We start from the raw sequence: 25,887 nt of genomic DNA, 5'->3' as shown, positions 1-25,887 counted from the left end.
GCCGTGGGCGGTGGCCGTCGCGGCCCAGCTGTGCGCGGTGCTCTCCGCGGTGCACGCGGTGCCGATCGTCCACCGCGACCTCAAACCGCGCAACGGGTTGGCCGCTATGCGGACATGTCCAGATTCGTAGTGCAGTGTTCAACGGCGTGGATCTTGTCGACACCGCGTCATCAGCGGGCCCGCTGTGAAACTTTCCTCTGGAATATGCCAACACGCCGAAGATCTTGCGGGGTTGACGCCCCGCATACGGCTGCCCGCACGCGGTGAACGTGACCGGATACGGCCATCGGCATTCGGCCAGTGGCCAGAACGCCCCGCGCCTACCAGCCGCCGCCGATGCGTTCGCGATGTGTGCCGGAGTAGGCGGGGCCCGTGTAGCGGTACAGGGTTCTCGTCGCGGCCTCGGTGGCGAGCAGGTCGGTGGTGCCGGCGCCCGGCACAGCGACGAGGTTGGTCATGGTGTGCCAGCCGGATCCGACCCTGCGCCGCTCGGACCCGTAGTAGTGGGGGCCCCGGTAGTGGAAGAGAGTGCCCGACGCGTCGACGGCGAGCAGGTCCGGGCTGCCACTGCCGCGGACGTCACCGATGCCGACGAGAGCGGTCATGACGTTCCAGCCGGTGCCGATCCGGCGGCGCCGTGAGCCGTAGTAGCCGGGCGCGCGGTAGTGGAACAGCCCACCCGCGCCGTCGACGGCGAAGAGATCGCCGGTGCCGTCACCCGTACCGGTGACCAGCGAGATGGTGTGCCAGCCGGTGCCGACCCGGGTGCGTCCGGGGCCGTGGTAGTCCGGGCCGTGGTAGCGGTACAGGTTTCCCGGCCCGTCGACCGCGAGGATGTCACCGTCCGCGTTCCCGGTGGCGACGAGCCGGGTCATACCGCCCCAGCCGCTCCCGGCGCGGACGGTGCGTGATCCGCGGGAGCCGGGTGCGGTGTACCGCCACAGCGTGCCCGACCGGTCCACCGCCAGGACGCTCCCGTCGCCCACGGCCACCACGTTCGCCATCGGTGCCCGCGGCACCTCGTGGTAGCGCGGCCCGGCGTGTTCGGCCAGTACGTCCCCGAGCTGGCCGGCCGTCAGCTGCTGGGGCCGGTCGAGCCCGGCGGCGGTGCGGTACAGGCGGTGAGCGCGGCCCTGCTCATTGTCGAGCCGCTCGATCCGCTGCAGACGCAGGTGCCGGACGGCCCGGTCGTCGGCGGGCCACACGACGAGGTCCCGCCTTCGGCCCGGAGCCTCGACGAGGCCGATCAGCGCCAGATCGTCCCAGCGCACGCGCAGGGAGCGACCCCCGTCGTGCTCGACGACGGTGATCGCCTCGCCGTCCAAGACGACCCGGTCGGAGGTGAGGGACATCCCGTACAGAAATCTCAGCGTGCCGGTGACCAAGGTGCCCGACACCGCGGCGACGAGGGCGCCGCCCGCCAAGTGCAGTGCCATACCTGGATAGTTGGCCTGCTGGAGGTGGTGGTCGAGGGCGAGTCCGGCGGGTGCCCCGGCCGCCGCGAGCACCAGCCCCGAGAGCCGGGCGCCCCGACCCGCTCTGCGCCACATCAGGGCCTGCCGGGTGTGACGGATCTCCACTGGGCGCGCGGGCCGCCGCGAGGGGGAGTCGCCCGGGGGTGGCAGCCGCAGGGTCGGGCCCGGTGTGCGCGGAGCGCCCGCACGGTCGAGGATGTCCGACAGGGCGTCCTTCCCCTCGGCCGCGGAAGGGCGCGCTGCGGGGTCCTTCGCGAGCAACGCCTGTACGAGGGCGTCGAGTTCGGCGGGGACGCCGTCGAGGTGCGGCGGCGCCGCGTCGAAGTGCTGGCACATCCACGACGCGAACGACGGCCCCGGAAAGGGCGGTTGACCCGCGAGCAACGCGTACAGGGTCGCGCCGAAGGAGTACATGTCCGCGGCGGGAGTGACCTGTTCGCCCCGCCACTGCTCGGGCGGCATGTAGGGGGCGGAGCCCAGCACGACGCCGGTCGAGGTCAGACGGGTCGCCTCGGCACAACTGGCGATCCCGAAGTCGAGTATCTTCGCGCCGCCCGAGGCGAGGCGCATCAGGTTGGCGGGTTTGATGTCGCGGTGCACCACGCCCTGGGCGTGCGCATGGTCGAGGGCGTCGGCGACCAGGGCCATCAGGTGCGCCGCGAGCTCCAGGGGCAGCCCCGCGGGGTGCTTCGCGGTCAGGTCCGCGAAGGTCTCACCGGCCAGGCGCTCCATCACCACATAGGGATGGCCGTCGTCCTCACCGATGTCGTGCACCACGGTGATACCGGGGTGCTGGAGCGGCGCGGCCGCCAGGGCCTCCCGGCGCAGCCGCGCGATGGACTCGCCGTCGCCGCCGCGGGCGCCGAGCAGGATCTTCACCGCCACGCCCCGGCGCAGCCGTTCGTCGTGCGCCGCCCAGACCTCGCCCATCCCGCCTGCGCCGAGTCGTTCCTCCAGCAGGTACCGCTGCCCCAGTACCGTTCCCGCGTCCACCCCGCGCCACTCCCGCCCGTGCCACTCCCGCCCGTGCCGGTCGTGCCCGGCACGGCGAAGAGTCAATCACGCGACGAGGTCGTACGCGGGGGAAAACGGGGCCCGGGCTGTGGGCCGGGGAAGCGGGTGCTCACCGGCGCGTGTGGCGCCGGTGAGCTGGTGCGGCCCGCGGGTCAGCTCACCCCGCGCGGCAGCGCGAGCGACTGGACCTGGGGGAGGGCGGTCCAGTCGTTGGAGGCGACGCTGGCGTGGGCGGCGGCGAGCCGGGCCACGCGCGCCTGGGCGTCCGCCGGTGACGGGTTCTTGTCGTCGAGCGCCGGCGCCACGTTCTGGGCGTCGGTCATGACGACGAAGTAGTGGTGGGTGTCGTACCAGGCGGTGTCGATGCTCCCGTTCAGGTACGTCGCCGCGTCACCGTCGAAGACGACGAACCACGGACGGATCGAGGTGTCCGCGTAGCGTGAACGGGGGTCGCCCGCCTGCGCGTTGTGGACCGCGGGAAAGACCTGGGCCTGCGCGACGCGACCGGCCGACGCCAGGTCGCGCAGATAGCCCGCGTACTCGACGTCCGTCCACAGGCTGTCGGTGGGGTTGCCCTCCTCGACGGTGCCGGGGATCACCTCCAGCATGACCTTGCCCGCGAGCTGTTGGCGACTCGGCCAATTGCCCGCGGCCGCTGCCTCGTCGAGGGTGGCGTACTGGCCACCGCCCGGCTTGGCGAGCAGGTCCGCGGGCCGGAAGACGGCCGAGCCGAGGTGGGCGCTGATCGTCTGGTCGAGCTGGGCCGGCCCCAGCCCGAAGGTGGACTGGAACCCCGCCTTCATCTCCAGCTTGATGACGAGCGGGGGGTGCCCGGGGTGGGCGCCCAGCCAGACCCGTACGTCGTCGAGGCAGCTCTCCAGGTCCTTGTTGGCGCCGCCCGAATAGAGCTGGCCGGGGGTGGCGGCGTTGACGCAGTTGTTGCTGTTGCCCAGGGGGTTGGAGTGGCTGACCTTCCACTCCTTGGTGATGAAGTCGTCCCACACATCGAGTTCGATCATCGACGTGCCGGTGTCCAGGGCCTGGGCGAGATAGGGGAAGGCGGCCGGGTCGTAGGTGTTGTGCAGGCCGGAGACGGTGGCCCCGGACAGCGGCAGGCTCTCGGGCCCCGCGGCCTGTGCGCTGCCGCCGGCGCCCGCCGTGGCGAGAGCGAGGCAGGCGCCGAGGGCGCCGAACAGGGCTGTCCGCAGCCGGGGCGTGAAGCGTCTGGGCCGGGGATCCGACACGGTTCCTCCAAGTGGGGGATGGCATTCCTTCGGGACGGTGTCATCGCCGAGTGAAGCGGCGAAGACATGTCAAGTAACACGAGGAGGAATGCAGTTGTCACCCCCTGCGGCCACCCCTATCACCCCTGCGCCCCCCGCCGCCCCCTGCCGCCCTGTGCGGTCAGCCCTGTGCGGTCAGCCCCGAGCGGTCAGCCCTGTGCGGTCAGCCCTGTGCGGGGCACCCCGGCCCGTGGCCGGTGTCCCGGCGGTGGGTCAGAAGTTGAAGACGGCCTCCGAACCGGCGTCCTTCATGCAGGAGTTGCCGTAGGTCTGGACGTGGCTGACGTGCTTGCCGTCCCACACGCCGTCGGCCCGCACGGTGACCGGGTTCCAGAGCTTGGTACACAGCCGCGGCGCGCCGGGTGCGACGAGCGCGGCGAAGTCGCCCTGAGCGCGCCGGAGTTCGGCGCAGGCAGCGGCGGCTGCCGGGTGTGTGCCGGAGGGCTTGGGGGCGCAGTTGAGGGTCACCGCGCGCTGGACGGCGTTCTGCTGGTCGCCGGTGCCCGGCTCGATCGTGAGCACGAGGGCGGACGGCGCGTACAGGCTCATCGGCTGCATGGTGCCGGCCGGAGCCGCGGCCGCGGAGCCGAGGCCGGTGCCGGCCAGTCCATTGGCCAGCAGAGCGACGGCGACGGCACTGACTGCTGTGATCTTCCGCATTGCGAACACTCCTGAGGGTCGGTTTCCGAAGAACGAACAGGAGTCTGTCCCCCCACGGTGAGCTCCGCGCAACACGACGGACACATTCGGTCACGGGAAGTCACCTCGCGAAGCTGCGTTCCCGCAGGGCGCCGCACGCGTGCCCAGGTCGCCGCGTCGGTCAAGGTCGGCCAAAAGAAAGGTGTGTTCCCGGGGGTTGTGTCGATTTCAAGGCAGTCAACGGCTCAATTCTGGGAATCTTAGGCTGAATTGAGGGATGGTCAGGACGCGTCCGGGCGCGACTTCTGCCCGGACCGGGTGGCGTCGATCTTCGCGAGGCCGCGATCCGTATGCGTCGGGCTCACTGCCGGGGCGTGCTGGTCTTCGCGAGGCTGCGATGCATGCGCGTCGGGCTCACTGCGGGGGGCGTCCCGCGCGAGCGCGGGTGGTGCGGCGGCGTACCAGGAGCAGCACCGTCGTACCGGCGGCCAGAGCCGCCGCCGCGGACCCGGCGACCGACCAGGACGACTCCTCCTCGGCCGCCGCATCGGCGGGCTTGACCGCAGCCACCCGCGCGGCACGCACCTGCGTGTGCTGCGCCGTTCTGGTGGGCCGCACGGGTTCCAGGGAGCCGACCGCGTCCACGTGACCCCAGGCCCCGAAGCCCCAGTCGAGCAGGGCGCGGGCCTCCTCGTACACCTCGAATCCGCCGCCGGACTGCGGGTTCATGACGGTCACCAGCAGGGTGCGGTCCCCCTGTTTCGCCGCCGCGATCAGGGTGTTGCCCGCGTTGCTGGTGTAGCCGTTCTTGACGCCGATGATCCCGGGGTAGCGGGCGACCCCGTCGGCGCCGGAGAGGAGACGGTTGGTGTTCATGATCCCGTACGAGCCGCCCCCGCCGGGGAACTGCGCCGACGAGGTCGAGCAGTACTCGGCGAAGTCCGGACGGGCGAGCCCCGCGCGGCCGAACACCGCGAGGTCGAACGCCGACGAGACCTGTCCCGGGGTGTCGTAGCCGTCGGGCGAGACGACCTCGGTGTCCAGGGCGCCGAGCCGCCGGGCCTCGGCCTGCATCTGGGCCGCGGTCTGCTCCCAGCCGCCGTTGAGCGACGCCAGGACGTGCACGGCGTCGTTGCCGGAGCTGAGGAAGACCCCGCGCCACAGGTCGGACACCTGATAGGTGTGACCGGCCTCCACACCCACCAGGCTGCTGCCGGCGCCGATGCCGGCCAGGTCCTGCTCGGAGACGGTGTGCCGGTCCTCGGCGCGCAGATGGGGGAGCGCGGTGACCGCGAACAGCGTCTTGAGCGTGCTGGCCGGCGGCAGCTTGCGATGGGCGTCGCGCGCGGCGAGGACCTTGCCTGTGCGGGCGTCGGCGACCACGAACGAGAGGGCCGACACCTCACCCGGAAGGGCGGGGGCGCCGGGCCGCAGACGGACCTGCTGACCGGCCCCCGGCCCCGGCAGGGGGGTGGAGGCGGAGCTGTCGGGCGTCGGGGTGAGGCAGCACAGACCGATGGCGGCAGTGGCGGTGAGCACCGCCATGGAACGGAATCCGGACCTGATGACCATTCGGCCACCGTAGGAACAGAACGGACATCGCGCAGGTCGGTTTGTGCCGTCCGGCCTACAGGAACGCATCCTGCGGCGGCGAGTCCGGGGCCGGACGGCGGGCATGGCCGGGTGGGGGGCGGGGGCGGGGCGGACCGCGCCGGGCCGGTTCCGTTCGTTCAAGGAATCGCAATGGTCTAGTCCAAGTCGTTGACGTGTTCAGGCCACCGGCCAATTCTGGGAGCCCCTCCCACCCCCAGGAGACCCCGACATGAAGCCACTTCGTGCTCTCCTCTGCGGCGCCGCGAGCGCCGCTCTGGCCGCCACCGGGCTCACCGCCTTCGTGGCCGGCCAGGCTTCCGGCGCGACCGCGGACGCGGCCGGGCTCGGCAGCCGCTGGTACGCGGCCGCCCCGTACCTGATGCCTCTCGACAACGACCCGCCCAACGCCCCCGCCATCATGGACGCCACCGGCCTCAAGGCCTTCCAGCTCGCCTTCGTCCTTGCCCCGAACGGCGGCGGATGCAGCCCCACCTGGGGCGGTACGGCACCCGTCTCCTCCGACACCGCTGTCGCCGGGATCATCTCCTCGATCCGCGCCAAGGGCGGAGACGTCTCGGTCTCCGTCGGCGGCTACGGCGGCACCAAACTCGGCCAGAACTGCTCGGACGCCGCCGCCACCGCCTCCGCGTACCAACAGGTCATCACCAAGTACGGGCTCAAGGCGATCGACTTCGACCTCGAAGAGCCGGAGTACGAGAACACCGCCGCCATCTCCCACGAGATCGGCGCCGCCAAGATCCTCCAGCAGAACAACCCCGGCCTGTACGTGTCGGTGACCACGGCCGGGACCGCCGATGGCACCGGCTGGTTCGGCAAGCAGATGCTGAACGAGGCCAAGACGCAGGGCTTTGTGCCCGACAACTTCTCGATCATGCCGTTCGACGGCGGGTTCAGCGGAGCCGCCGCACAGACCGCCGCGCTGACCAACTTCAACTCCGTACTCCAGTCGACGTTCGGCTGGAACGCCGCGACCGCCTACGCCCACGAGGGCTTCTCCGGGATGAACGGGCGCAGCGACTCCGGCGAGTTCTTCGCCCAGGCGGATTTCCAGACGGTGCTCGACTACGCGACGAGCCACAACATGGCCCGGTTCACCTTCTGGTCTCTCAACCGGGACCGGCAATGCACCCCGCCCGACAACAACGGCAGGACGTCCGGAACGTGCAGCAGCGTTCCGCAGGCCGCCTGGGACTTCGCCAAGTACTCGGTGAAGTTCGCCGGTGCCACCCCGCCCGACTCGCCGCCGCCCTCCTCCCCGCCGCCCTCCTCACCCGGTGGCGGCGGCACCTGCGCGGCAGCCGGCTGGACCTCCGGCGCGGTCTACACCCAGGGCAACGAGGTCTCCCACAACGGCCACACGTGGAAGGCCAAGTGGTGGACGCAGAACGAGGAGCCCGGGACCACGGGGGAGTGGGGGGTCTGGCAGGACGAGGGCGCCTGCTGATCCCGCGCACGGCGGCAGGGCGGGGCGGACCCGGTGCCGGGTGACGCGGGGCGGACGCGGTGCCGGGTTCCGCGGGGCGGACGCGGTGCCGGGTTCCGCGGTGCGGTGCCGGGTGACGCGGGCGGGACGCGGTGGGGCGGGCGTTGAAAGATTTCTTCGGGATGTCGGCAACTCCCGTGCCCGCCGCACGTCGTCAGGGGTGAAGGCGCGATTCCGCGCCGCCCCGCCGACCGTGGAGAAGCACAACGTGACCGTCGCCCAGCACACTCCCGCCACGACCGCGCCCCGCGGCCCGCGCCGCCGCACCGGCGCCGCGGCCGCGGCCGCCCTGCTCCTGGCGCTCGCCGTCCCCGCCCTCGCCGGCACCGCGTACGCCGACGGCCCGAACAGCGCCGCGGCCCCGGCCGCGATGGGCCAGTCGCGTGCCGCCGCCCTCACCTCGCCGGTCAAGCGGGCGGGCGAGAGCAGGCCGGCGGCCGCGCAGCCGGCGACCAAGCCGCCGTCGCAGCCGGGGCCCGCGCGGCCCGCGGCGACCGAACCGCCTTCCGAGCCGGCTCCCGCGCCCGCGGCGACCGAGCCCCCGTCCGCGAGCGGCGGGGCCGAGCCGAGCGCGGCTCCCGCCTCGCCGGGGGCCGCCCCCGCCCCGGCCGGGCCGAAGGAACTCGCCCATACTGGGTCCTCGTCCACGGCCACCGCGGTGATGGGCGTCGGAGCCGGCGCGCTGATCCTCGCGGGCGTCGGCGCCGTGTACGCCGTCCGCCGGCGGCGCCAGAGCTGAGGCACGAGAACCGAGGCACGCCACGGCCCCGTCCCGCAGAACCGAGGCACGCCACCGCCCCGTCCCGCCACGCGCGGGGCGGGGCACTGCCCGCGCACCCGAGGAATCGATGGAGTACACCGCCATACCGCACCCGGCCCCCCTGTTCCCGCGCGTCCGCATGCCCGGGTGGCGCGGGCTGCTGCGCCGGAGCCGTATCGCGCGGGGTGAGACACGCCCAGAGTCGTTCACCCCGGGAGCCGCGAGAACCGGCAGGGGGGTGTCCGGCGCGTCCGGCGTGGTCCGCGATCCCGGGGCCGCACCGCCGACGGTCAGCGAGCTCTATCACGCGCACCGGCTCAAGATGGTGCATCTCGCCGTGATGCTGGTGGACGACCGGGCGAGCGCGGAGGACGTCGTTCAGGACGCCTTCACCGCGCTCTACCGACGCCACGGCGAGCGCATCGAGGAGATCGACAACGCCCTCGCCTATCTGCGCACCGCCGTCGTCAACGCCTCGCGCTCCGTGCTGCGCCGACGCCGCACCGCACGCGGCTACACCCCTCCCCACGTACCGGACGCCCCGTCCGCCGAGGAACGCGTGGTCCTCGCCGAGGAACACCGAGAAGTGCTCGCCGCGCTCGGGCAGTTGACGGCGCGCCGGCGCGAAGTGCTCGTCCTGCGGTACTGGAGCGATCTTACGGAGGCGGAGATCGCGACGACGCTCGGCATCAGCCGGGGCTCGGTGAAGTCCATCGCGAGCCGGGCGCTCGACGCGCTGGAGAAGATACTGGAGGCCCGGGCATGAGCGACCGGTGGAGCGAGCCCGAGACCCCCGGGCGCCCCGTTGAGCGGCGACTGCGCGCGGCGCTCGCCGCCCGCGCGGACACCGTCACCGTCACCGACCTGCGTCCCGCCGAGCCGCCGGGACCCCACCTGCGCCGCACCCCGCTGGCGCGGCTGCGGCTGCGCCGGTTCGCCCTGCCGCTGGCCGGGCTCGCCACGGCCGCCGCCGTGGCCATCGGCTACCTCACCATCACCTCGGGCCCCGACGAGCAGCGCCCGCTGCCCGCGAACTCTCCCGGCCCGGTGCAACCGCCGCCGACGCCCGCGCCGTCCAGAACCCCCGACCCCGAGCCCTCGCCGCCGCCCAGTGCCGCGCCATCGGTCACCCCTTCGACACGCCCCGGCGAGACGCCGCCCGCAGCGCCTGCGATGAAGCCTTCGAAGACCCCGCCGCCGCGGACGTCGGAGCCCTCGCGCGGCGCCGTACCTCAGCGGGCCGGATCACCGTCCCGGCCCGCGGCACGCTGACGGCGCCACAGCACGACGGGCGACGCGCCCGTCAGGGCGAGCGCGCCCGGGGCGACGGCGGCCGCGGTGGCGCCGATGCCGGCCTGTCCGAAGGTGTCCGGCACCGGCAGGGTCGCCCAGCGGGTGACGGGCCAGGCGATCACGAAGGCGCGGCCCACGGCCTCGTCGACCGGGACGAGGCCGTGGTTCTTGTCGGCCTGGTGGTAGCGGGAGTCCTCCGAGTCCTGCCGGTGGTCACCCATCACCCACATCTTCCCCTTGGGCACGGTCACCCTGAACTGGCCGCCGTCCTGGTCGTTGGTGCACGGCGTGTTGCCGGGATAGACGTACGGTTCGACGAGGGCCTTCCCGTTGACCGTCAGGGGACCGGTGCCCTTGCACTCCACGGTGTCGCCCGCCACCCCGATCACCCGTTTGATCAGGTCGTGTTCGTTGGCCGACGGCAGCAGGCCGATGAACGACAGGGCCTTCTGCACGACATTGGGGTTCGAAGTCGGCTCGTTCCGCAGCCAGTTGTCGGGGTCGTGGAAGACGACGACTTCGCCGCGCCCCGGCTCGGAGCCGAACCAGGGCGTCAGCTTGTCGACGAGGACCCGGTCGCCGGGCTGCAACGTGTTCTGCATCGACTCGGACGGAATGGAGAACGCCTGCAGCAGAAACGTCTTGATGAGCAGCGCCAGTACCAGCGCGACGCCGATGAGGATCGGCAGTTCCCTCCAGAACGAGCGGTGGTGCCCGCCACGGCCGGGACCGCTGGGACCGCGGGCGGGGTCGCCGGGACCGCGGGCGGGGTCGCCGGGACCGCGGGCGGGGTCGCCGGGACCGCGGGCGGGGTCGACCGGACCGTTCGGCTCCGCGCCGTCGGACCCCGTGCCGCCGCCCGCGCCGACCGCTGAATCTCCCACGCCTGCTCCTTCGTTCCCCTGCGGTCCGCACTCCGGACGTCCTGGATCCGCGCTCTGCCCGACGAACCGTAGTTCCCGGCCACCCCGATCCCCGGGGGCACCGAGGAGTGTTCGGCCGCATTCCTGCATCCGAAGGACGCGGGCCGGGGCCGGGCGCCGAACCGGTGGCGCTCAGGAGGCGGGGACGGGACCCTGCATGTGCTGGCTGATCCACTGGATCAGCCCCCCGGCGGCCATGTTCGGCACATACGTCTTGGCGTTGTGACCGCCGCCCTGTATGACACTGAGCTTGGTCTTCACCGGGCCCTTGGTGTACTTGGCCACGAACTGCTCGATCTTCGGCTTGGCCTCCGCGTCGGAGCCCACGGTGCCGACCTGGAAGGCCAGATAGACGTCCGGGCTCTTCGCGGCGATCAGCTTCTGCGCGAGGACGTTCGGGTTGTTCTCCGCCTTCTCCTTGTCGTGCCCGGCCCACAGCCGGGAGTCGGGGACGATGTCGGGACCGGAGGCGATGACGGCCTTGAACTGGCCGGGCTTTTGCAGCACGCTCTTGAGCCCCGCGAAGCCGCCCGTGGAAGAGCCCATGAAGGCCCAGCCGTCACGGGAGTTGACGGTACGGAAGTTGGCCTTGACGAGGTCGGGCACGTCCTCCGTCAGCCAGGTGCCCATCTTCGGCTGACCGGGGATGTCACTGGCGTCCCAGTACAGGCCGCCCGTGTCCGGATGCGGGTTGAGGACCGGCATCGCGAGAATGAACGGGAGGCTCTTGCCCTCCTTGGACCACTGGGAGAGGCTCGCCTCCAGCTTGAGGTCCGTGCCCATCCAGTAGTTGGTCGGGTAGCCGGCGCCGCCGGGCAGCGCCACCATCACGGGAAAGCCGCTCTTGGCGTACTTCGGGTCCTTGTACTCCGGCGGTACCCACACCCAGACCTTGCCCTTGAAGCCCGACTTCTTGCCCGTCAGGGTCGTCACGGCGACCTTCGTGCCGTTCTCGGGGACCGTACCGGCCACCGTGAACTTGGCCTCGGGGCCGGTCGGCATCAGGACCTTGGAGTCCGGCTTCCCCGCGTCGCCGCCGCCCGGCTTGTCGCCCCCGGCCCCGCCCGGACCAAAACTGATCGCGTCGCCCTTGTCGGAGAAGACGTCGAAGTAGTTCAGGACGGGCCACGCGATCAGACCGAGCGCGGTGACGGCGACGACGCCGAGTATCCAGTGTTTGGCGCGCTTGGCCCGGCGGTGGCCCCGAGACTGGTAGGCCCCGTTGCGGGGGTGGGTCATTGCGATCGCTCCGGGTGGTTCTGTGGCCCAAGGGCATGGGTGTTCGTTCCACCAGGGCTGATGGGTACCGAGGGGCAAAGGGTTCCGGATTTGTCTTACAAATCTTGGGCAAGTGAGCGATCCGACGCCAACGGCCCCGCGCCGCAGGCCGGTGTCTCGATGACCGGAGTCACCGGCCGGGCGGCCTCTTCACGTTGGTCGTCGCCAGGCCCTGGGAGCCGTCCTTCACCGTCATCTCCATCGGCTTGCTGCGCACGGCGGTCGGCCCGCTGCTCGCCCTGTACTTCGACGCCCGCAGGCGCCTGGTGTGCGCCCTGACCGAGCGCGCCGAACGGGCTGAGCGGGAGCGCCATCTGCTCGCCGAGCAGGCGTGCGCCGAGGAACGCGCGCGCCTCGCCGGCGAGATGCACGACGTGGTGACCCACCGCGTGAGTCTCATGGTGCTTCAGGCCGGCGCGCTGCGCGTGACCGCGTCCGACGACGCGACCCGGCGGGCGGCGGAGGAGCTGCGGGCGGCCGGCTGCCAGGCCCTTGAGGAGCTGCGCGACCTCGTCGGCATTCTGCGCACCGCGCCCGAGGAGGACCGCACCCCGCCACCGGGAGGCCTGGCCGCGCTCGTCGCCGAGTCGACCGCGGCGGGCGTGCCGACGGAGCTGATCGAGCGGGGCGACCGCGCGCTCGCCTCACCGGTGGTGGGCCGCACCGCGTACCGCATCGTGCGCGAGGCGCTGACCAATGTGCACAAGCACGCCTCGGGGGCCCGCGTCACCGTACGGGTGGAGTACGAGGAGAGCCGGGTGCGCGTCGTCGTCCGCAACACCCGGCCGAGCGGGCGGCCCGACAGCGAGCTGGCGCGCACCGGTTCCGGCCTCGGCATAGCCGGGCTGCGCCGGCGCGTCGCACTCGTGCACGGCAGCCTGCGGGCCGAGCCCGAGCCCGACGGCGGCTTCTGCGTGGCGGCCGACCTGCCCGCCTATGTACCGACAGCGGAATCGGTGGTGTGAGGGCAGTGGTGCGTGTGGTGGTGGTGGACGACGAGGCGATGGTGTGCGGGTTCCTGCGGACGATCCTCGGCTCGGCCGACGACATCGAGGTGGTCGCCGAGGCACACGACGGCGCGGCGGGCGTGGCCGCTGTCCGCCAGCACCGGCCCGATGTCGTCCTCATGGATCTGCGGATGCCGGGCATGGACGGGATCACCGCCATCGAACGGCTGGCCCGCGGCGGTGACATGCCGCCGGTCGTGGTGCTCACGACGTTCGACGCCGACCAGTACGTCCTGCGCGCGCTGCGCGCCGGCGCCTCGGGGTTCCTGGTGAAATCGACACCGCCCCAGGACCTCATCGGCCTGGTGCGGGTGGCCGCAGAGGGGCACACCGTCCTTTCACCCGCCGCGGCCCGCCGGCTCGTCGCGGCCTCCACCGACGCCCTGGCGGCCCGTGACCGGGCCCGCGAGCGGGTCGCACGGCTGACCGAGCGGGAGGCCGAGGTTCTCACAGGGCTGGGGGAGGGGCTCTCCAACGCGCGGATCGCGGCCCGGCTGCATCTGTCGGAGGCCACCGTCAAGGGATACGTGTCGCGCATGCTCGACAAACTGGAATGCGCCAATCGCACACAGGCCGGACTGCTCGCCCACGACGCAGGAATCGTGGCCCCGTAGTGATCCGCCCCAACTCGCCATCCCACGGCGCAAGTTGAGGCCAGGGGCCCTCCGGCCTGCGTACGCGTGCGCGGCGCGGTGCGCCGACGAAGGGGCGGCCGGCCGCGGACACGCCGTGGCAATGCGGGGCCCGGCGCCGGGCGCGGCGGATGCTTGCTTCTGCTCGCTCGATAGGAGCCATTGACAACAACGAGCAGCAGTACTGCACTGGCGGGTGCCCTCCGGCAGGCTCGTGCCGGCGGGATCGGCACCTTCCCCTGCCCTCCTACGCATGGCGCCCGGGCCCCGCCGGCCGGGCCAGGAAGGAATCTGTCGTGCCGTCACTTTCCCCCCACCGGACGAGAGCCGCCGCCCTGCTGGCCGCGCTCCTGGCCGTCCCGCTGACCGCGACCGGGGTCTTCGCCTCGCCCGCCTTCGCTTCCGCCTCCGCCCCCTCGTCCGCCCACGTACGGTCCACGGCCGCACGGAGCGCACCGCCGGCCGCCACCCCGCCCATGGGGTGGAACAACTGGGCCCACTACATGTGCGACATCAGCGAACAGACCGTCGTGCACAACGCCGACGCCCTGGTCTCGTCCGGTCTCGCCGCCAAGGGCTACTCCACCGTCACCGTGGACGACTGCTGGATGGCCAAGAGCCGGGACGGCGCGGGCAACCTCGCCGCCGACCCGGTGCGGTTCCCGCACGGCATGGCCTGGCTCGGTTCCTATCTGCACGCCCGCGGTCTGAGGTTCGGCATCTACGAGGACGCGGGCTCGGCCACCTGCGAGGGCTACCCGGGCAGCGGCCGCCCCCAGGGCGGCGGCGAGGACCACTTCGCCCAGGACACCGCCACGTTCGCCTCCTGGGGAGTGGACTACCTCAAGCTCGACGGCTGCAACATGTACGTGGCTCCCGGCCAGACCAAGGAAGAGGCCTACCGCCAGGCGTACGACAGCGAGGCCGCGGCCCTGCGGGAGGCCGGCCGCCCCATCGTCTTCTCCGAGTCCGCCCCCGCCTACTTCCAGCCGAGCACCGAATGGGGCAGCGCCGGCTGGTTCTCCGTGCTCTCGTGGGTCGGCAAGGACGGTCAGCTCTGGCGCGAAGGCACCGACATCGCCGTCTACAACCCGCAGAAGCCGAGCGCGAGCCGCTGGGCGAGCGTGATGTGGAACTACGGGTACAACCGCTGGCTGGGCCGTTACGCGGGGCCCGGCAACTGGAACGACCCCGACTTCCTGCTCGCCGGGGACCCCGGCCTGACCGCCGACGAGGCGCGCAGCCAAGTGGCGCTCTGGTCGATGATGGCCGCCCCGCTGATCCTCTCCTCCGACGTCGCGGCCCTCACCCCGGCCGGGCGCTCCGCCCTCGGCAACGCCGGCCTCATCGCCGTCGACCAGGACCGGCTCGGACGCCAGGCCGCTGTGGTCGCCTCCGACGGCACCACCGAGGTGCTGGCCCGCCCGCTCGCCGGTGGCGACCGCGCCGTGGCCGTGCTGAACCGCTCCGCCTCGGCGCGCACCGTGTCCACGAGCCTCGCCTCGGTCGGCCTGCCCGGCTGCCGGGTGAGCGCCAAGAACCTGTGGAGCGGGGCGAGTTCGACCACGTCGTCGGCGCTCACGTCGACCGTTCCCGCCCACGGCACCGCGATCTGGCGGCTCACCCCGGGCGGCGGCTGCGCCCCGGCCGTGCCCACCGGTCAGCTCACCGGCAACGGCGCCAACTGCGCGGACGTGTCCGGCGGCGGCTCCGGGAACGGCACACCGGTGACCCTCCATCCCTGCACCGGCAACGCTAACCAGCGCTGGACCCTGGCCGACGACGCCACCGTACGCACCCTCGGCAAGTGCCTGACCGCGAGCGGCTCGGTCGGCGGCGCGGCCGTCCTGGCCTCCTGCACGGGTGCCGACGCCCAGCGGTGGACGCCCGACGCGGACGGCGCGCTGGTCAACGCCGGCTCGGGGCTCTGCCTCGATGTGTACGGCGGCGGCACCGCACCCGGCACCAAGCTCGACACCTGGACCTGCGGCGCCCGCCAGGCCAACCAGACCTGGGCGCTGCCCGTGTGAGGCGGGTCAGCCCGTCGGGGCGAGCTCCTGGCGCACGCTGATGGCATCGACGCGCAGGGTGACCGCTGCGGTGTCCTCGGCGCCGAGCGACAGGAGTGCCGCCCGGTCCGCGCCCACGGTCACCTCGACGCGGAAGGCGACCAGATAGAGGTGGCCTGCGGTCTCCTCGTCCTGGAGCGCGAAGAGCAGGTTGTAGAAGTAGCGGGTGCCGTCGGCGCCGTCCCGGAAGGTGAGGTGGGCCGCGCCCTCCTGGTCGCCGAGACCGAGAAAGACCCCGGCGAGCGCGGCGTCCGTACGCTCCCAGAACGCGCTGTTCGCGAACGGCTCGACCAGCGCCTGACGCACGGCTTGCTTCAGGGTGAGCACCATGACCTGGATCGGAGCGGTCTCCTGGAGACCGAAGCCAGGGATGATCTTGACGAGGGTGCTGGCCGGCAGGGCGCGCGCGGCTGTGCGCACGGCTCCGAAGTCGAAGTCCCCGGTCGCCGGGGCGATCGCCTCCTGGAGCGCGGCCTCGGCGGCGCGCACCTGGTCGTGGGCGTCCTGGCCGACTTCGACGACCGTCTTGAACGCGGCCCTTGTGGTGGTGGCCCGGTCAACCATGGCTGCTCCCGAGGAGGTTGGAAGTGATCACTTGCCGACGCGCCAGTATGCCCAAGCGGTCGAGAAGCGGCGGAGTGGTCTCACATTCCGTACGCACTGTGCCGCGCGTGTTCCGTCGCGCTCGCGATGTGGCGGAGTGTGACCGAAAAGGGCCCCTCTGACCTGCATGGACCACGGAAAGTGACACCCGTCACTTCGGGTGATTATTTCGGCATGGTCCCCGCGCGGCCGGGCAGGGGCGCAGGTGGCCCTGGACCAGAACCCATCGGAGGACCCGAACCATGCCCGAGCTTTTCATCGACGGTCAGTGGAGCGCAGCCGTCGACGGGCGGACCCGTGAGATCCGGTGTCCCGCCGACAGCACCCTCGTCGCCACCGTCGACGAGGCGGGACCCAAGGACACCGAGCGCGCCATCGCCGCGGCCCGAGCCGCCTTCGACCACGGACCGTGGCCGAGGACGGCCCCGGCCGAGCGCGGCGCGCTGCTCCTTCGCGTCGCCGACCTGCTCGTACGCGACAAGGAACTCCTCGCGCGCGCCGAGTCCTTGGACACCGGCAAGCGGATCGTCGAGTCCCGCTACGACATGGACGACATCGCGAACTGCTTCCGCTACTTCGCCACGCTCGTCGCCGCCGAGGGCGCGGGCCGGGTCGTCGACACCGGCAACCCGGTCGTCGACAGCCGCGTCGTCCACGAGCCGGTCGGTGTCTGCGGCCTGATCACGCCGTGGAACTACCCGCTGCTGCAGACCGCCTGGAAGGTCGCCCCGGCCATCGGCGCGGGCAACACCTTCGTGCTCAAGCCGAGCGAGCTGACCCCGCACACCGCCATCCACCTCATGAAGCTCCTGACGGAGGCGGGTCTGCCGGCGGGCGTCGCCAACCTGGTGCTCGGCGCCGGCGCCGAAGCGGGCGCACCGCTCGCCGAGCACCCCGACGTCGACCTGGTCTCCTTCACCGGCGGGCTCGTCACCGGGCGGCGCATCATGGCGGCCGCCGCGCCCACCGTGAAGAAGACGGCACTCGAACTGGGCGGCAAGAACCCCAACGTCGTCTTCGCCGACGTCGCGGCCACCGAGGAGAGCTTCGACGCAGCCGTCGACAACGCGCTCACCGCCGTGTTTCTGCACTCCGGGCAGGTCTGCTCGGCCGGCACCCGGCTCCTGGTCGAGGACGCGCTGCACGACCGGTTCGTCGACGAACTGGTGCGCCGCGCCGGGCTGATCCGGCTCGGCGGCCCCTTCGACGAGCGCGCCGAGACCGGCCCGCTGATCTCCGCCGCCCACCGCGACAAGGTGGAGGCGTACGTGGCCGCAGGAATCGCCGAGGGCGCCGTGCTGCGCTGCGGCGGCGAGCGCCCCAACTCCGGTGATCTGGAAGGCGGTTACTACTACCCGCCGACCATCCTGGACGCGTGCCGGGCGGACATGAGCGTAGTGCGGGACGAGTCCTTCGGGCCGGTCCTGACCGTCGAACGCTTCACCGGCGAGGACCAGGCCGTGCGCCTGGCCAACGACACCGTCTACGGCCTGGCCGGCGCGGTGTGGACCACCGACGAGGCCAGGGCCCGTCGCGTGGCGGCCGGGCTCCGGCTCGGCACCGTATGGATCAACGACTTCCACCCGTACGTCCCGCAGGCCGAATGGGGCGGCTACAAGCAGTCCGGGACCGGGCGCGAGCTCGGGCCGGCGGGTCTGGCCGAGTACCAGGAGACCAAGCACATCTGGCGCAACACCGCCCCCGCACCCCAGGGGTGGTTCGAGAGCTGACCCGCTGAACCCCGGCCGGCCGCACCCCCGCGGCCGGCCACCACACCGTGCCCCCCTCCTCCATCCCTGCCTACTTGGAGTCTGGTCATGAGCATGACGAAGGATGACGACGATCTCCGCGAGTTCGGTTACAGACCCGAACTCAAGCGCACCCTCGGCAACTTCCACACCTTCGCCGCGGGCATCAGCTACATCTCGATCCTCACCGGCACCTTCCAGCTGTTCTACTTCGGTTTCGGCTTCGGCGGCCCCGCCTACTGGTGGTCCTGGCCCCTGGTCTTCGTCGGCCAGCTGATGGTCGCCCTCTGCTTCGCCGAACTCGCCGCCAAGTACCCGGTCGCGGGCTCGGTCTACAACTGGGCCAAGAAGCTCGGCGGCCCGCACGTCGGCTGGCTGGCCGGCTGGATGATGCTCATAGCGTCCATCGTGTCGATCGCCGCCGTCGCGCTCGCCTACCAGGCGACCCTGCCGCAGATCTCCAAGGTGTTCCAGTTGGTCGGCGACGGCACCGGCACCTACGACGTCGCCACCAACGCCGTCATCCTCGCCGCGGTCCTGATCCTCTTCACCACTCTGGTCAACGCGTTCGGCGTCAAGCTGATGGCGCGCATCAACACGGCCGGCGTCTTCCTCGAACTCGTCGCCACCGTCGTCCTGATCGTCCTGTTCGCCGTCCACGTGGTACGCGGCCCGAGCGTCGTGCTCGACACCCACGGCCACGGCGGCCACGGCAGCTTCGGTTACATGGGCGCCTTCCTCACCGCCGCCCTCGCCTCCGCCTACGTCATGTACGGCTTCGACACCGCGGCCTCGCTCGGCGAGGAGTCCGTCGACCCGTCCCGCAACGCGCCCCGCGCGATCCTGCGCGCGCTGCTCGCCTCGTTCGTGCTCGGCGGCCTGATCCTCATCCTCGCCCTGATGAGCGTCTCCAGCCTCGACGGCAAGGGCATCACCAGCGACGGTTTGCAGTACGTGGTGCTCGACGTGCTCGGCGACACCGGCGGCAAGTTGATGCTCTGGTGCGTCCTGATCGCGGTCACCGTGTGCGCGCTCGCCGTGCACACCGCGGCCATCCGGCTCGCGTTCGCGATGTCCCGGGACACCAACCTGCCCGCCGCGTCCCTGATGGCGAAGGTCAGCCCGCGTTTCCAGACCCCGGTACTGCCCGCCGTCGTCATCGGCGTACTGGCCCTCGCGATCCTCCTGGTGAACATCCGCCAGCCGCAGATCTTCTCGGTGGTCACCAGCATCGGCATCATCATGATCTACGTCGCCTACCTCCTGGTCACCCTGCCCATGCTGATCGCCCGGCTGCGCGGCAAGTGGACGCCGGCAGGCGACGGCAAGTTCACCCTCGGCCGCTGGGGCCTGCCGGTGAACATCGTCGGTGTGCTGTGGGGTGCCGCGATGACCATCAACCTGGCCTGGCCGCGCGCCGAGGTCTACAACGCCACCGCGCCGTACCACTGGTACCTGCGCTGGGGTGCCTTCCTCTTCGTAGGAGCCGTCCTGCTCGGCGGCTTCGCCTACTACTGGTTCGTCCAGCGCCACAAGACCGGCGTCCTGGCGAGCCACGCCGCATCCGACAACGAAAGCGAGACGCAGCCCGATGCCCACGCAGCCCACACAGCCCTCTGAATCACCTGTCCCCGCCGAGGAGTTCGACTACGTCGTGGTCGGCGGCGGCACGGCGGGCAACGTGGTCGCGGCCCGGCTCAGCGAGGACCCCTCGGTCACCGTGTGCGTCCTGGAGGCCGGACCCTCCGACGTCGGCGACGACAACGTCCTCAAGCTCGACCGCTGGATGGGCCTGCTCGAATCCGGCTATGACTGGGACTACCCGGTCGAGCCGCAGTCCCACGGCAACAGCTTCATGCGCCACGCCCGCGCGAAGGTGCTCGGCGGCTGCTCCTCGCACAACTCGTGCATCGCGTTCTGGGCACCGGCCGAGGACCTCGATGCCTGGGAAGCGGCGGGCTGTTCGGGTTGGGGAGCGGCCGACATCTTCCCGCTGTACCAGCGCCTTGAGACCAACGACGCACCCGGCGACCACCATGGCCGCAGCGGCCCGGTGAAGATCCGCAACGTCAAGTCGGCCGACCCGTGCGGCGCGGCCCTCCTGGAGGCCTGTGCCCAACAGGGCATCCCCACCACGCAGTTCAACGACAACAAGACCGTGGTCCGGGGCGCCAACTGGTTCCAGATCAACTCCGACGAGAACAACACCCGCCAGTCGTCGTCGGTGGCCTACCTCCACCCCGTCATGGACAAGCGCCCCAACCTCGTGGTGCGCACCGGGGTCCGCGCCAAGAAGCTCGTCATCGACGGCAACCGCCGCTGCACCGGCGCCGAATACCTCGACCCGGACCTCATCCACACCCGTACGGTCACCGCGCGGCGCGAGGTCATCGTCTCCTGCGGCTCGATCGACACCCCCAAGCTGCTCATGCTGTCCGGCATCGGCCCCGCCGCCCATCTGCGCGAGGTCGGCGTAGACGTCCTGGTCGACGCCCCGGGCGTCGGCGAGAACCTCCAGGACCACCCCGAGGGTGTCATCATGTGGGAGGCCAAGCAGCCCATGACGACGGCCTCCACCCAGTGGTGGGAGATCGGCATCTTCGCCGACACCCAACCCGGCCTGGAACGTCCCGACTTGATGTTCCACTACGGCCAGGTGCCGTTCGACATGAACACCGCGCGCTACGGCTACCCGACCACCGAGAACGCGTTCTGCCTCACGCCCAATGTGACGCAGGCCAAGTCGCGCGGCACCGTGCGGCTGCGCACCCGCGACTACCGCGACAAGCCGATGGTCGACCCGCGCTACTTCACGCACGAGCACGACGAGCGGGTCATGACGTACGGCCTGAAGCTGGCCCGCGAGATCGCCGCCCAGCCCGCGCTGAGCGGCTGGGCGGGCGCCGAACTGGCCCCGGGTCCGGACGTCCGTACCGACGACGAGCTGCTCGACTACATCCGCAAGACCCACAACACCGTCTACCACCCCGCCTCGACGGTGAAGATGGGCGCCGACGACGACGTCATGGCGCCCGTCGACGCGCGCCTGCGGGTCAAGGGCATCGACGGCCTTCGGGTCTGCGACGGCTCGGTCATGCCGGACCTCGTCACCGTCAACCCGTGCATCACCACGATGGCGATCGGCGAGAAGTGCGCCGACCTGCTGAAGGCCGACGCACGCTGACCCCGTGCCGACCGGTTCCGGGCCGCCCGTAGGGGCCCGGAGCCGGCCCTAGGCCGGCGGAAGCAGCGGGCCGCAGTCCCACTGCTGGAAGATCAGCCGGGTCTCCACCCGCGCCACCTCGGGCCGCGAGGTGAACTCGTCCAGGACGAGCCGCTGAAGGTCGGCGGTGTCGGCGACGGTCACATGCACCAGATAGTCGTCGGGCCCGGTCAGGTGGAACAGCGACCGCGACTCCGGCAGCGCCCTGACCCGCTCCACGAACGGCCCGATCAGATCGCGCCGGTGCGGGCGCACCTGCACGGACAGGAGGGCCTGGAGGCCGCGCCCCAGCTTCGCCGGATCGACGCGCAGCTGATAGCCGAGGATCACACCGGAGCGGCGCAGCCGCGCCACGCGGTCCAGGCAGGTGGAGGGAGCCACCCCCACCTCGGCGGCCAGATCGCGGTAGGTCGTGCGGGCATCGTTCTGCAGGAGGCGCAGAATGTGCAGATCCACCGGGTCCAGTACGACGGATTCGGCCATGGCCCGAACGTAACACGGAGTGCGGCGCCGGGAGCCCGGTCACTGTTCACAGTGGGCCCATGGACGCCGACACCACACCTGTGGACGCCAGAGCCGTGGACACCCTCGCCGTGCACGCAGGCCGCGAAGACCTCGCCGGCCTCGGTCTGCACGCCCCGCCGATCGACCTGTCCACCACCTACCCCTCGTACGACAGCAGGGGTGAGGCAGCCAGGATCGACGCCTTCGCCGCCACCGGCGAGGCCCCCGAGGGGCCGCCGGTCTACGGCAGGCTCGGCAACCCGACCGTCGCCCGCTTCGAGTCGGCGCTCGCCACGCTGGAGGGCACCGAGTCCGCCGTCGCCTTCGCCAGCGGCATGGCCGCGCTCTCCGCGGTCCTGCTCGCGCAGCACGCCACGGGCCGGCGCCACGTCGTGGCCGTACGCCCCCTGTACGGGTGCAGCGACCACCTCCTGACGGCGGGGCTGCTCGGCACCGAGGTCACCTGGGCCGACCCCGAGGGTGTCGCGGACGCGATACGAGCCGACACCGCCCTCGTCATGGTGGAGAGCCCCGCGAACCCCACCCTCGCCGAGGTGGACCTGGAGGCACTCGCCGAGGCCTGCGGGACGGTGCCGCTCCTCGTCGACAACACCTTCGCCACGCCCGTGCTCCAGCGTCCGGTCCTCAGCGGCGCCCGCCTGGTCCTGCACAGCGCGACCAAGTACCTCGGCGGCCACGGCGACGTCCTCGGGGGAGTCGTCGCCTGCGACGAGGCCTTCGCCCGACGGCTGCGCCAGATCCGCTTCGCCACCGGCGGCGTCCTGCACCCGCTCGCCGGCTATCTGCTTCTGCGGGGTCTGTCGACCCTGCCCGTCCGGGTGCGGGCCGCCTCGGCGACCGCCGCCGAACTCGTGGCGCGCCTGACCGCCGATCCCCGGGTGCTGCGCGTCCACTACCCGAAGGTGGGCGGCGCCATGATCGCCTTCGAGACACTCACCGACCCGCACGAGGTGATCGCCGGGGTACGCCTGATCACCCCCGCGGTCAGCCTCGGCAGCGTCGACACCCTCATCCAGCACCCCGCCTCGATCAGCCACCGCATCGTGCCCGAGGACGACCGCACCTCCTCGGGCGTCAGCGAGCGGCTCCTTCGCATGTCGGTGGGGCTCGAAGGCGTCGAGGACCTGTGGCGCGACCTGGACCGGGCGCTCGGCGATTCGCTCGCAACGCCCGTACCCGTCGAGGGCGTTCGAGTCCTGTACCCGACCACGGAGGCGGAACTCGCCGACGCGTGAGGCGGGGCGCCGCACGCGCCCGGGCGAGCTCGGGGGCTTGAGGGGGCGCCTCAGCCGTTCGTCTTGTTCCGGGTGAACTCGTCCTTGCCGAACCCGGTCCAACTGACCTCCAGCTTGGCCCCGTTGAGCCTTGCCGTACCCCGGGTGCGGCTGGTGTTGCCGTCCTTGCAGGTGAGATGCAGCGTCGCCGTACCGGCGGCGCTGCTCGTCGTTCCGCTGCACTGGTGCTCGCCGAGCACGGCCGCGTTCCTGCCCTTGATGACCAGCGCGACGGGCTTGTTCTGGGTCACCGCCACCCAGTTGCCGTCGAGAGCGCCGGCCGCCGGAGCGTTCTTGCCGGGCGTGCCGTTCCCCTTGCTGCCAGGGGGAGTTGAGGCACCCGGGACGGAGGGTGTCGCGGCGGACGGCGTGCCGTTCGTCGCCGGGACCCCGCCCGACACACCGGCCGACGGGCCGCCGGACGGCTTGTCCGACGCCTTGTCCGCGCCGCTGCTGCACCCCCCGGCGAGAAGAGCGGCGGCCAGCCCCACGGAGGCGAGGCCGGTGGTACGCAAGAACCTGTGCACTGCTGATCGTCCCCTTGCTCCGCGTTTTCCGGACGCGTCAAGCTACCAGCCGACGGGGGCGCGCACCGGAACTTCTTCGGTACCCGAACTCTTGACGGGCTCGCCGTGCCCTCCTAACTTCACACCTTGAAGAAAGGCGTGAACAACACGCGTCGCCCAGGACGCCGTCGCGTCTCGCACACCTCGTAACTCCTCCTGTACACCCCCCCACTTACTCCGTGCATGCCGCGGTACTGGAGAGACGTATGAGAATTCCGGGAACCCCCGCAAGGCCCCCGCACCGCAGAGCCCGGTCGGCCCGATCGCCCCGGCCGTCCCGTCCCACCCCGCTCCTCGCCCTGGGCGCGCTCCTCGCCTCCCTGGTCTCGGCGACCGCCCTCGCCCCCACGGCGCAGGCCGCCGCCCCGCCCACCGGCTGGGTCACCGTGGCCGCCGGGAACAGCGGCAAATGCGTCGACGCGGCGGCCGCGGGCACCGCGGACGGCACGGCCGTCCAGCAGTACGCATGCAACGCGAGCGCCGCGCAGCAGTGGCAGTTCCAGGCGACGGGCGACGGATACGTCCGCGTCGGCAACCGCAACGACGCGACCAAGGTGTGGGACGTCAGCGACGTCTCCACCGCCGACTCCGCGCCGGTGCAGCTCTGGACGTACGGCGGCGGAGCCAACCAGCAGTGGCTGCCCGTCCAGGAGGCCGCCGGCACCTACCACTTCGTGAACCGCAACAGCGGCAAGTGCCTGGACGTGCCGAGCGCCTCGACCGCGGACGGCGCCCGCATGCAGCAGTACACCTGCAACGGCAGCGCCGCCCAGTCGTTCGGTCTGGACGCGGCGGGCGGTCCCCAACCACCCGCGGGGACACCGGACTTCGGGCCCAACGTCACGGTCTTCGACCCGTCGATGCCGGCTTCCAGCATCCAGAGCAGACTGAACCAGGTCTTCGCCCAGCAGGAGAAGAACCAGTTCGGCGCGGAGCGCTACGCCCTGCTCTTCAAACCCGGCACCTACAGCGCCGACGCCAACGTCGGCTTCTACACCCAGGTCGCGGGGCTCGGCCTCACCCCGGACGACGTCACGATCAACGGCGCCGTGCACGCCGAGGCCGACTGGTTCCAGGGCAACGCCACCCAGAACTTCTGGCGCTCCGCCGAGAACCTCTCCGTCAACCCCACCGGCGGCAGTGACCGTTGGGCCGTCTCCCAGGCCGCCCCCTACCGGCGTATGCACATACGCGGTGACCTCCAGCTCGACGACGGCGGCTGGTCGAGCGGCGGCTTCATCGCCGACTCGAAGATCGACGGCCAGGTCCGTTCGGGCTCGCAGCAGCAGTGGCTCTCACGCAACACCCAGTGGGGAAGCTGGAGCGGCTCCAACTGGAACATGGTGTTCGTCGGCGACGTCAACGCCCCCGCGGGCACCTTCCCCAACCCGCCGTACACCACGGTCGCGCAGTCACCCGTGACCCGGGAGAAGCCCTTCCTGTACGTGGACGGCGCGGGCGCGTACAAGGCGTTCGTGCCGTCGGTGCGGACCAACACCCAAGGGACGACCTGGTCGGGCGGCAACCAGAGTGGCTCCTCACTCGGGATCGACACCTTCTTCATCGTGAAGCCGGGCGCCACCGCGACCGACATCAACCGAGCGCTCGCCGAGGGCAAGAACCTCCTGTTCACGCCGGGTGTCTACCACCTCGACCAGACCTTGAACGTGAACCGGGCCGACACCGTCGTGCTGGGACTCGGCCTCGCCACGCTCGTCCCCGACCACGGCATCACCGCGATGAACGTGGCCGACGTCGACGGGGTGAACCTGGCAGGCCTGCTCATCGACGCGGGCACCACCAACTCTGAGACCCTGATGCGGATCGGCCAGAGCGGGGCCAGCGCCCGGCACGGCGCCGACCCCACCTCGCTGCACGACGTGTTCTTCCGCATCGGCGGCGCGGGGGTGGGCAAGGCGACCCAGAGCCTCGTCATCAACAGCTCGGACGTCATCGGCGACCACATGTGGCTATGGCGCGCCGACCATGGCAGCGGTGTCGGCTGGACCAGCAACACCGCCGCCAACGGCCTGATCGTCAACGGCAGCGCCGTCACCCTGTACGGCCTCTTCGTCGAGCACTACCAGCAGCACCAGGTCATCTGGAACGGCAACGGCGGCCGCACCTACTTCTTCCAGAACGAGATGCCCTACGACCCGCCGGATCAGGGCTCCTGGATGAACGGCCCGACGCGCGGCTACGACGCCTACAAGGTCGCGGCCGGCGTGACCAGTCACGAAGCGTGGGGCCTCGGCAGCTACTGCTACTTCAGCGCGAATCCCTCCGTGGTGGCCGACCACGCCTTCGAAGCCCCCACCGCGCCCGGGACCCGCTTCCACGACATGGTGACGGTCTCCCTCGGCGGCACCGGAACCATCAGCCATGTCATCAACACCAAGGGCGGGCCCTCCAATTCGGCGAGCAACGTCGCCGATCTCGTCGCAGGGCCGTAGGTCATCTCGTGGAAGTCACCCCCGG

General features: G+C 71.6%; 21 protein-coding genes. 12 read left to right on the top strand and 9 right to left on the bottom strand.

The window, feature by feature from the left end; all coding sequences use genetic code 11:
• Positions 1 to 320: 320 nt before the first annotated feature.
• From AB0D31_RS27810 to AB0D31_RS27795, 4 genes are all read right to left on the bottom strand, one after another.
• Positions 321 to 2,468, bottom strand: coding sequence for a protein kinase (locus tag AB0D31_RS27810; protein WP_362728130.1), 2,148 nt, complete (start codon positions 2,466 to 2,468; stop codon positions 321 to 323).
• 173 nt (positions 2,469 to 2,641) lie between these two features.
• Positions 2,642 to 3,733: a phosphatidylinositol-specific phospholipase C domain-containing protein gene (locus AB0D31_RS27805; RefSeq protein ID WP_362728128.1), complete on the bottom strand. Its 1,092-nt coding sequence runs from the start codon at positions 3,731 to 3,733 to the stop codon at positions 2,642 to 2,644.
• Positions 3,734 to 3,985: 252 nt separating this feature from the next.
• Entirely contained in the window at positions 3,986 to 4,432 is a 447-nt protein-coding gene (locus AB0D31_RS27800; RefSeq protein ID WP_362728126.1) for an SSI family serine proteinase inhibitor, read from the bottom strand.
• Positions 4,433 to 4,825: 393 nt separating this feature from the next.
• Positions 4,826 to 5,983: a serine hydrolase gene (locus AB0D31_RS27795; RefSeq protein WP_362728124.1), complete on the bottom strand. Its 1,158-nt coding sequence runs from the start codon at positions 5,981 to 5,983 to the stop codon at positions 4,826 to 4,828.
• A 250-nt stretch (positions 5,984 to 6,233) separates the two neighbouring features.
• Here AB0D31_RS27795 and AB0D31_RS27790 point away from each other — a divergent pair, with 250 nt between their 5' ends.
• The 4 genes from AB0D31_RS27790 (at position 6,234) to AB0D31_RS27775 (ending at position 9,540) form a co-directional block, all read left to right on the top strand.
• Entirely contained in the window at positions 6,234 to 7,469 is a 1,236-nt protein-coding gene (locus tag AB0D31_RS27790) for a carbohydrate-binding protein (protein ID WP_362728122.1), read from the top strand.
• A 199-nt stretch (positions 7,470 to 7,668) separates the two neighbouring features.
• The gene (locus tag AB0D31_RS27785; RefSeq protein ID WP_362728120.1) at positions 7,669 to 8,247 is read left to right on the top strand and encodes an LPXTG cell wall anchor domain-containing protein; all 579 of its coding nucleotides are present in this window, start codon (positions 7,669 to 7,671) and stop codon (positions 8,245 to 8,247) included.
• A gap of 109 nt (positions 8,248 to 8,356) precedes the next feature.
• Positions 8,357 to 9,034 (top strand): SigE family RNA polymerase sigma factor, encoded by a 678-nt coding sequence (locus AB0D31_RS27780; protein WP_362728119.1) that lies wholly within the window; start codon positions 8,357 to 8,359, stop codon positions 9,032 to 9,034.
• Positions 9,031 to 9,540, top strand: coding sequence for a hypothetical protein (locus tag AB0D31_RS27775; RefSeq protein WP_362728117.1), 510 nt, complete (start codon positions 9,031 to 9,033; stop codon positions 9,538 to 9,540). Before AB0D31_RS27780 ends, AB0D31_RS27775 begins: the two co-directional genes overlap by 4 nt.
• Here AB0D31_RS27775 and lepB read toward each other — a convergent pair.
• Complete coding sequence (gene lepB / locus AB0D31_RS27770) at positions 9,501 to 10,445, bottom strand: signal peptidase I (protein WP_362728115.1); 945 nt, start codon at positions 10,443 to 10,445, stop codon at positions 9,501 to 9,503. The genes AB0D31_RS27775 and lepB overlap by 40 nt on opposite strands.
• Positions 10,446 to 10,616: 171 nt before the next feature.
• The gene (locus tag AB0D31_RS27765; RefSeq protein WP_362728113.1) at positions 10,617 to 11,723 is read right to left on the bottom strand and encodes an alpha/beta hydrolase-fold protein; all 1,107 of its coding nucleotides are present in this window, start codon (positions 11,721 to 11,723) and stop codon (positions 10,617 to 10,619) included.
• A gap of 194 nt (positions 11,724 to 11,917) precedes the next feature.
• Here AB0D31_RS27765 and AB0D31_RS27760 point away from each other — a divergent pair, with 194 nt between their 5' ends.
• From AB0D31_RS27760 to AB0D31_RS27750, 3 genes are all read left to right on the top strand, one after another.
• Positions 11,918 to 12,727, top strand: coding sequence for a histidine kinase (locus tag AB0D31_RS27760; RefSeq protein WP_362728111.1), 810 nt, complete (start codon positions 11,918 to 11,920; stop codon positions 12,725 to 12,727).
• Between the two features lie 5 nt (positions 12,728 to 12,732).
• Positions 12,733 to 13,383: a response regulator transcription factor gene (locus AB0D31_RS27755; RefSeq protein ID WP_362728109.1), complete on the top strand. Its 651-nt coding sequence runs from the start codon at positions 12,733 to 12,735 to the stop codon at positions 13,381 to 13,383.
• Positions 13,384 to 13,697: 314 nt separating this feature from the next.
• Positions 13,698 to 15,431 carry a ricin-type beta-trefoil lectin domain protein gene (locus AB0D31_RS27750; RefSeq protein ID WP_362728107.1) on the top strand — a complete coding sequence of 578 codons (1,734 nt, stop codon included), beginning with the start codon at positions 13,698 to 13,700 and terminating at the stop codon, positions 15,429 to 15,431.
• A 6-nt stretch (positions 15,432 to 15,437) separates the two neighbouring features.
• Here the strand turns inward: AB0D31_RS27750 and AB0D31_RS27745 are convergent, their stop codons facing one another.
• The gene (locus AB0D31_RS27745) at positions 15,438 to 16,034 is read right to left on the bottom strand and encodes a Type-2Aa cytolytic delta-endotoxin (RefSeq protein ID WP_362728105.1); all 597 of its coding nucleotides are present in this window, start codon (positions 16,032 to 16,034) and stop codon (positions 15,438 to 15,440) included.
• 281 nt (positions 16,035 to 16,315) lie between these two features.
• Between AB0D31_RS27745 and AB0D31_RS27740 the strand changes: the two genes are divergently transcribed.
• The 3 genes from AB0D31_RS27740 to AB0D31_RS27730 all read left to right on the top strand — a co-directional run bounded on the left by AB0D31_RS27740 (position 16,316) and on the right by AB0D31_RS27730 (position 21,005).
• Positions 16,316 to 17,803 (top strand): aldehyde dehydrogenase family protein, encoded by a 1,488-nt coding sequence (locus AB0D31_RS27740; protein WP_362728103.1) that lies wholly within the window; start codon positions 16,316 to 16,318, stop codon positions 17,801 to 17,803.
• Positions 17,804 to 17,890: 87 nt separating this feature from the next.
• Complete coding sequence (locus tag AB0D31_RS27735) at positions 17,891 to 19,441, top strand: APC family permease (RefSeq protein ID WP_362728101.1); 1,551 nt, start codon at positions 17,891 to 17,893, stop codon at positions 19,439 to 19,441.
• Positions 19,413 to 21,005, top strand: a complete 1,593-nt coding sequence (locus AB0D31_RS27730) for a GMC family oxidoreductase N-terminal domain-containing protein (RefSeq protein WP_362728099.1) — start codon at positions 19,413 to 19,415, stop codon at positions 21,003 to 21,005. Before AB0D31_RS27735 ends, AB0D31_RS27730 begins: the two co-directional genes overlap by 29 nt.
• A gap of 48 nt (positions 21,006 to 21,053) precedes the next feature.
• Here AB0D31_RS27730 and AB0D31_RS27725 read toward each other — a convergent pair whose 3' ends face one another.
• Entirely contained in the window at positions 21,054 to 21,527 is a 474-nt protein-coding gene (locus tag AB0D31_RS27725) for an Lrp/AsnC family transcriptional regulator (protein WP_362728097.1), read from the bottom strand.
• A 59-nt stretch (positions 21,528 to 21,586) separates the two neighbouring features.
• On the opposite strand from AB0D31_RS27725, the gene AB0D31_RS27720 reads away from it, so the two are divergent.
• Positions 21,587 to 22,804 carry an aminotransferase class I/II-fold pyridoxal phosphate-dependent enzyme gene (locus AB0D31_RS27720; protein WP_362728095.1) on the top strand — a complete coding sequence of 406 codons (1,218 nt, stop codon included), beginning with the start codon at positions 21,587 to 21,589 and terminating at the stop codon, positions 22,802 to 22,804.
• Between the two features lie 50 nt (positions 22,805 to 22,854).
• Here the strand turns inward: AB0D31_RS27720 and AB0D31_RS27715 are convergent, their stop codons facing one another.
• Positions 22,855 to 23,370, bottom strand: a complete 516-nt coding sequence (locus AB0D31_RS27715) for a hypothetical protein (RefSeq protein ID WP_362728093.1) — start codon at positions 23,368 to 23,370, stop codon at positions 22,855 to 22,857.
• Between the two features lie 245 nt (positions 23,371 to 23,615).
• On the opposite strand from AB0D31_RS27715, the gene AB0D31_RS27710 reads away from it, so the two are divergent.
• Positions 23,616 to 25,862, top strand: a complete 2,247-nt coding sequence (locus AB0D31_RS27710; RefSeq protein ID WP_362728091.1) for an RICIN domain-containing protein — start codon at positions 23,616 to 23,618, stop codon at positions 25,860 to 25,862.
• Positions 25,863 to 25,887: the final 25 nt, after the last annotated feature.

Source organism: Streptomyces sp. NPDC048361 (genome assembly GCF_040651795.1).
Classification (GTDB): domain Bacteria; phylum Actinomycetota; class Actinomycetes; order Streptomycetales; family Streptomycetaceae; genus Streptomyces.
The sequence above is the reverse complement of the archived record's forward strand: the minus strand, read 5'-3'. Positions and strand labels throughout refer to the sequence as shown.

Coding starts and splice junctions, on each gene's coding strand:
- AB0D31_RS27800 (WP_362728126.1), bottom strand. CDS start 4,432: ATGCGGAAGATCACAGCAGTCAGTGCCGTCGCCGTCGCTCTGCTGGCC.
- AB0D31_RS27795 (WP_362728124.1), bottom strand. CDS start 5,983: ATGGTCATCAGGTCCGGATTCCGTTCCATGGCGGTGCTCACCGCCACT.
- AB0D31_RS27790 (WP_362728122.1), top strand. CDS start 6,234: ATGAAGCCACTTCGTGCTCTCCTCTGCGGCGCCGCGAGCGCCGCTCTG.
- AB0D31_RS27780 (WP_362728119.1), top strand. CDS start 8,357: ATGGAGTACACCGCCATACCGCACCCGGCCCCCCTGTTCCCGCGCGTC.
- AB0D31_RS27775 (WP_362728117.1), top strand. CDS start 9,031: ATGAGCGACCGGTGGAGCGAGCCCGAGACCCCCGGGCGCCCCGTTGAG.
- AB0D31_RS27765 (WP_362728113.1), bottom strand. CDS start 11,723: ATGACCCACCCCCGCAACGGGGCCTACCAGTCTCGGGGCCACCGCCGG.
- AB0D31_RS27745 (WP_362728105.1), bottom strand. CDS start 16,034: ATGGTTGACCGGGCCACCACCACAAGGGCCGCGTTCAAGACGGTCGTC.
- AB0D31_RS27740 (WP_362728103.1), top strand. CDS start 16,316: ATGCCCGAGCTTTTCATCGACGGTCAGTGGAGCGCAGCCGTCGACGGG.
- AB0D31_RS27735 (WP_362728101.1), top strand. CDS start 17,891: ATGAGCATGACGAAGGATGACGACGATCTCCGCGAGTTCGGTTACAGA.
- AB0D31_RS27730 (WP_362728099.1), top strand. CDS start 19,413: ATGCCCACGCAGCCCACACAGCCCTCTGAATCACCTGTCCCCGCCGAG.
- AB0D31_RS27725 (WP_362728097.1), bottom strand. CDS start 21,527: ATGGCCGAATCCGTCGTACTGGACCCGGTGGATCTGCACATTCTGCGC.
- AB0D31_RS27720 (WP_362728095.1), top strand. CDS start 21,587: ATGGACGCCGACACCACACCTGTGGACGCCAGAGCCGTGGACACCCTC.
- AB0D31_RS27710 (WP_362728091.1), top strand. CDS start 23,616: ATGAGAATTCCGGGAACCCCCGCAAGGCCCCCGCACCGCAGAGCCCGG.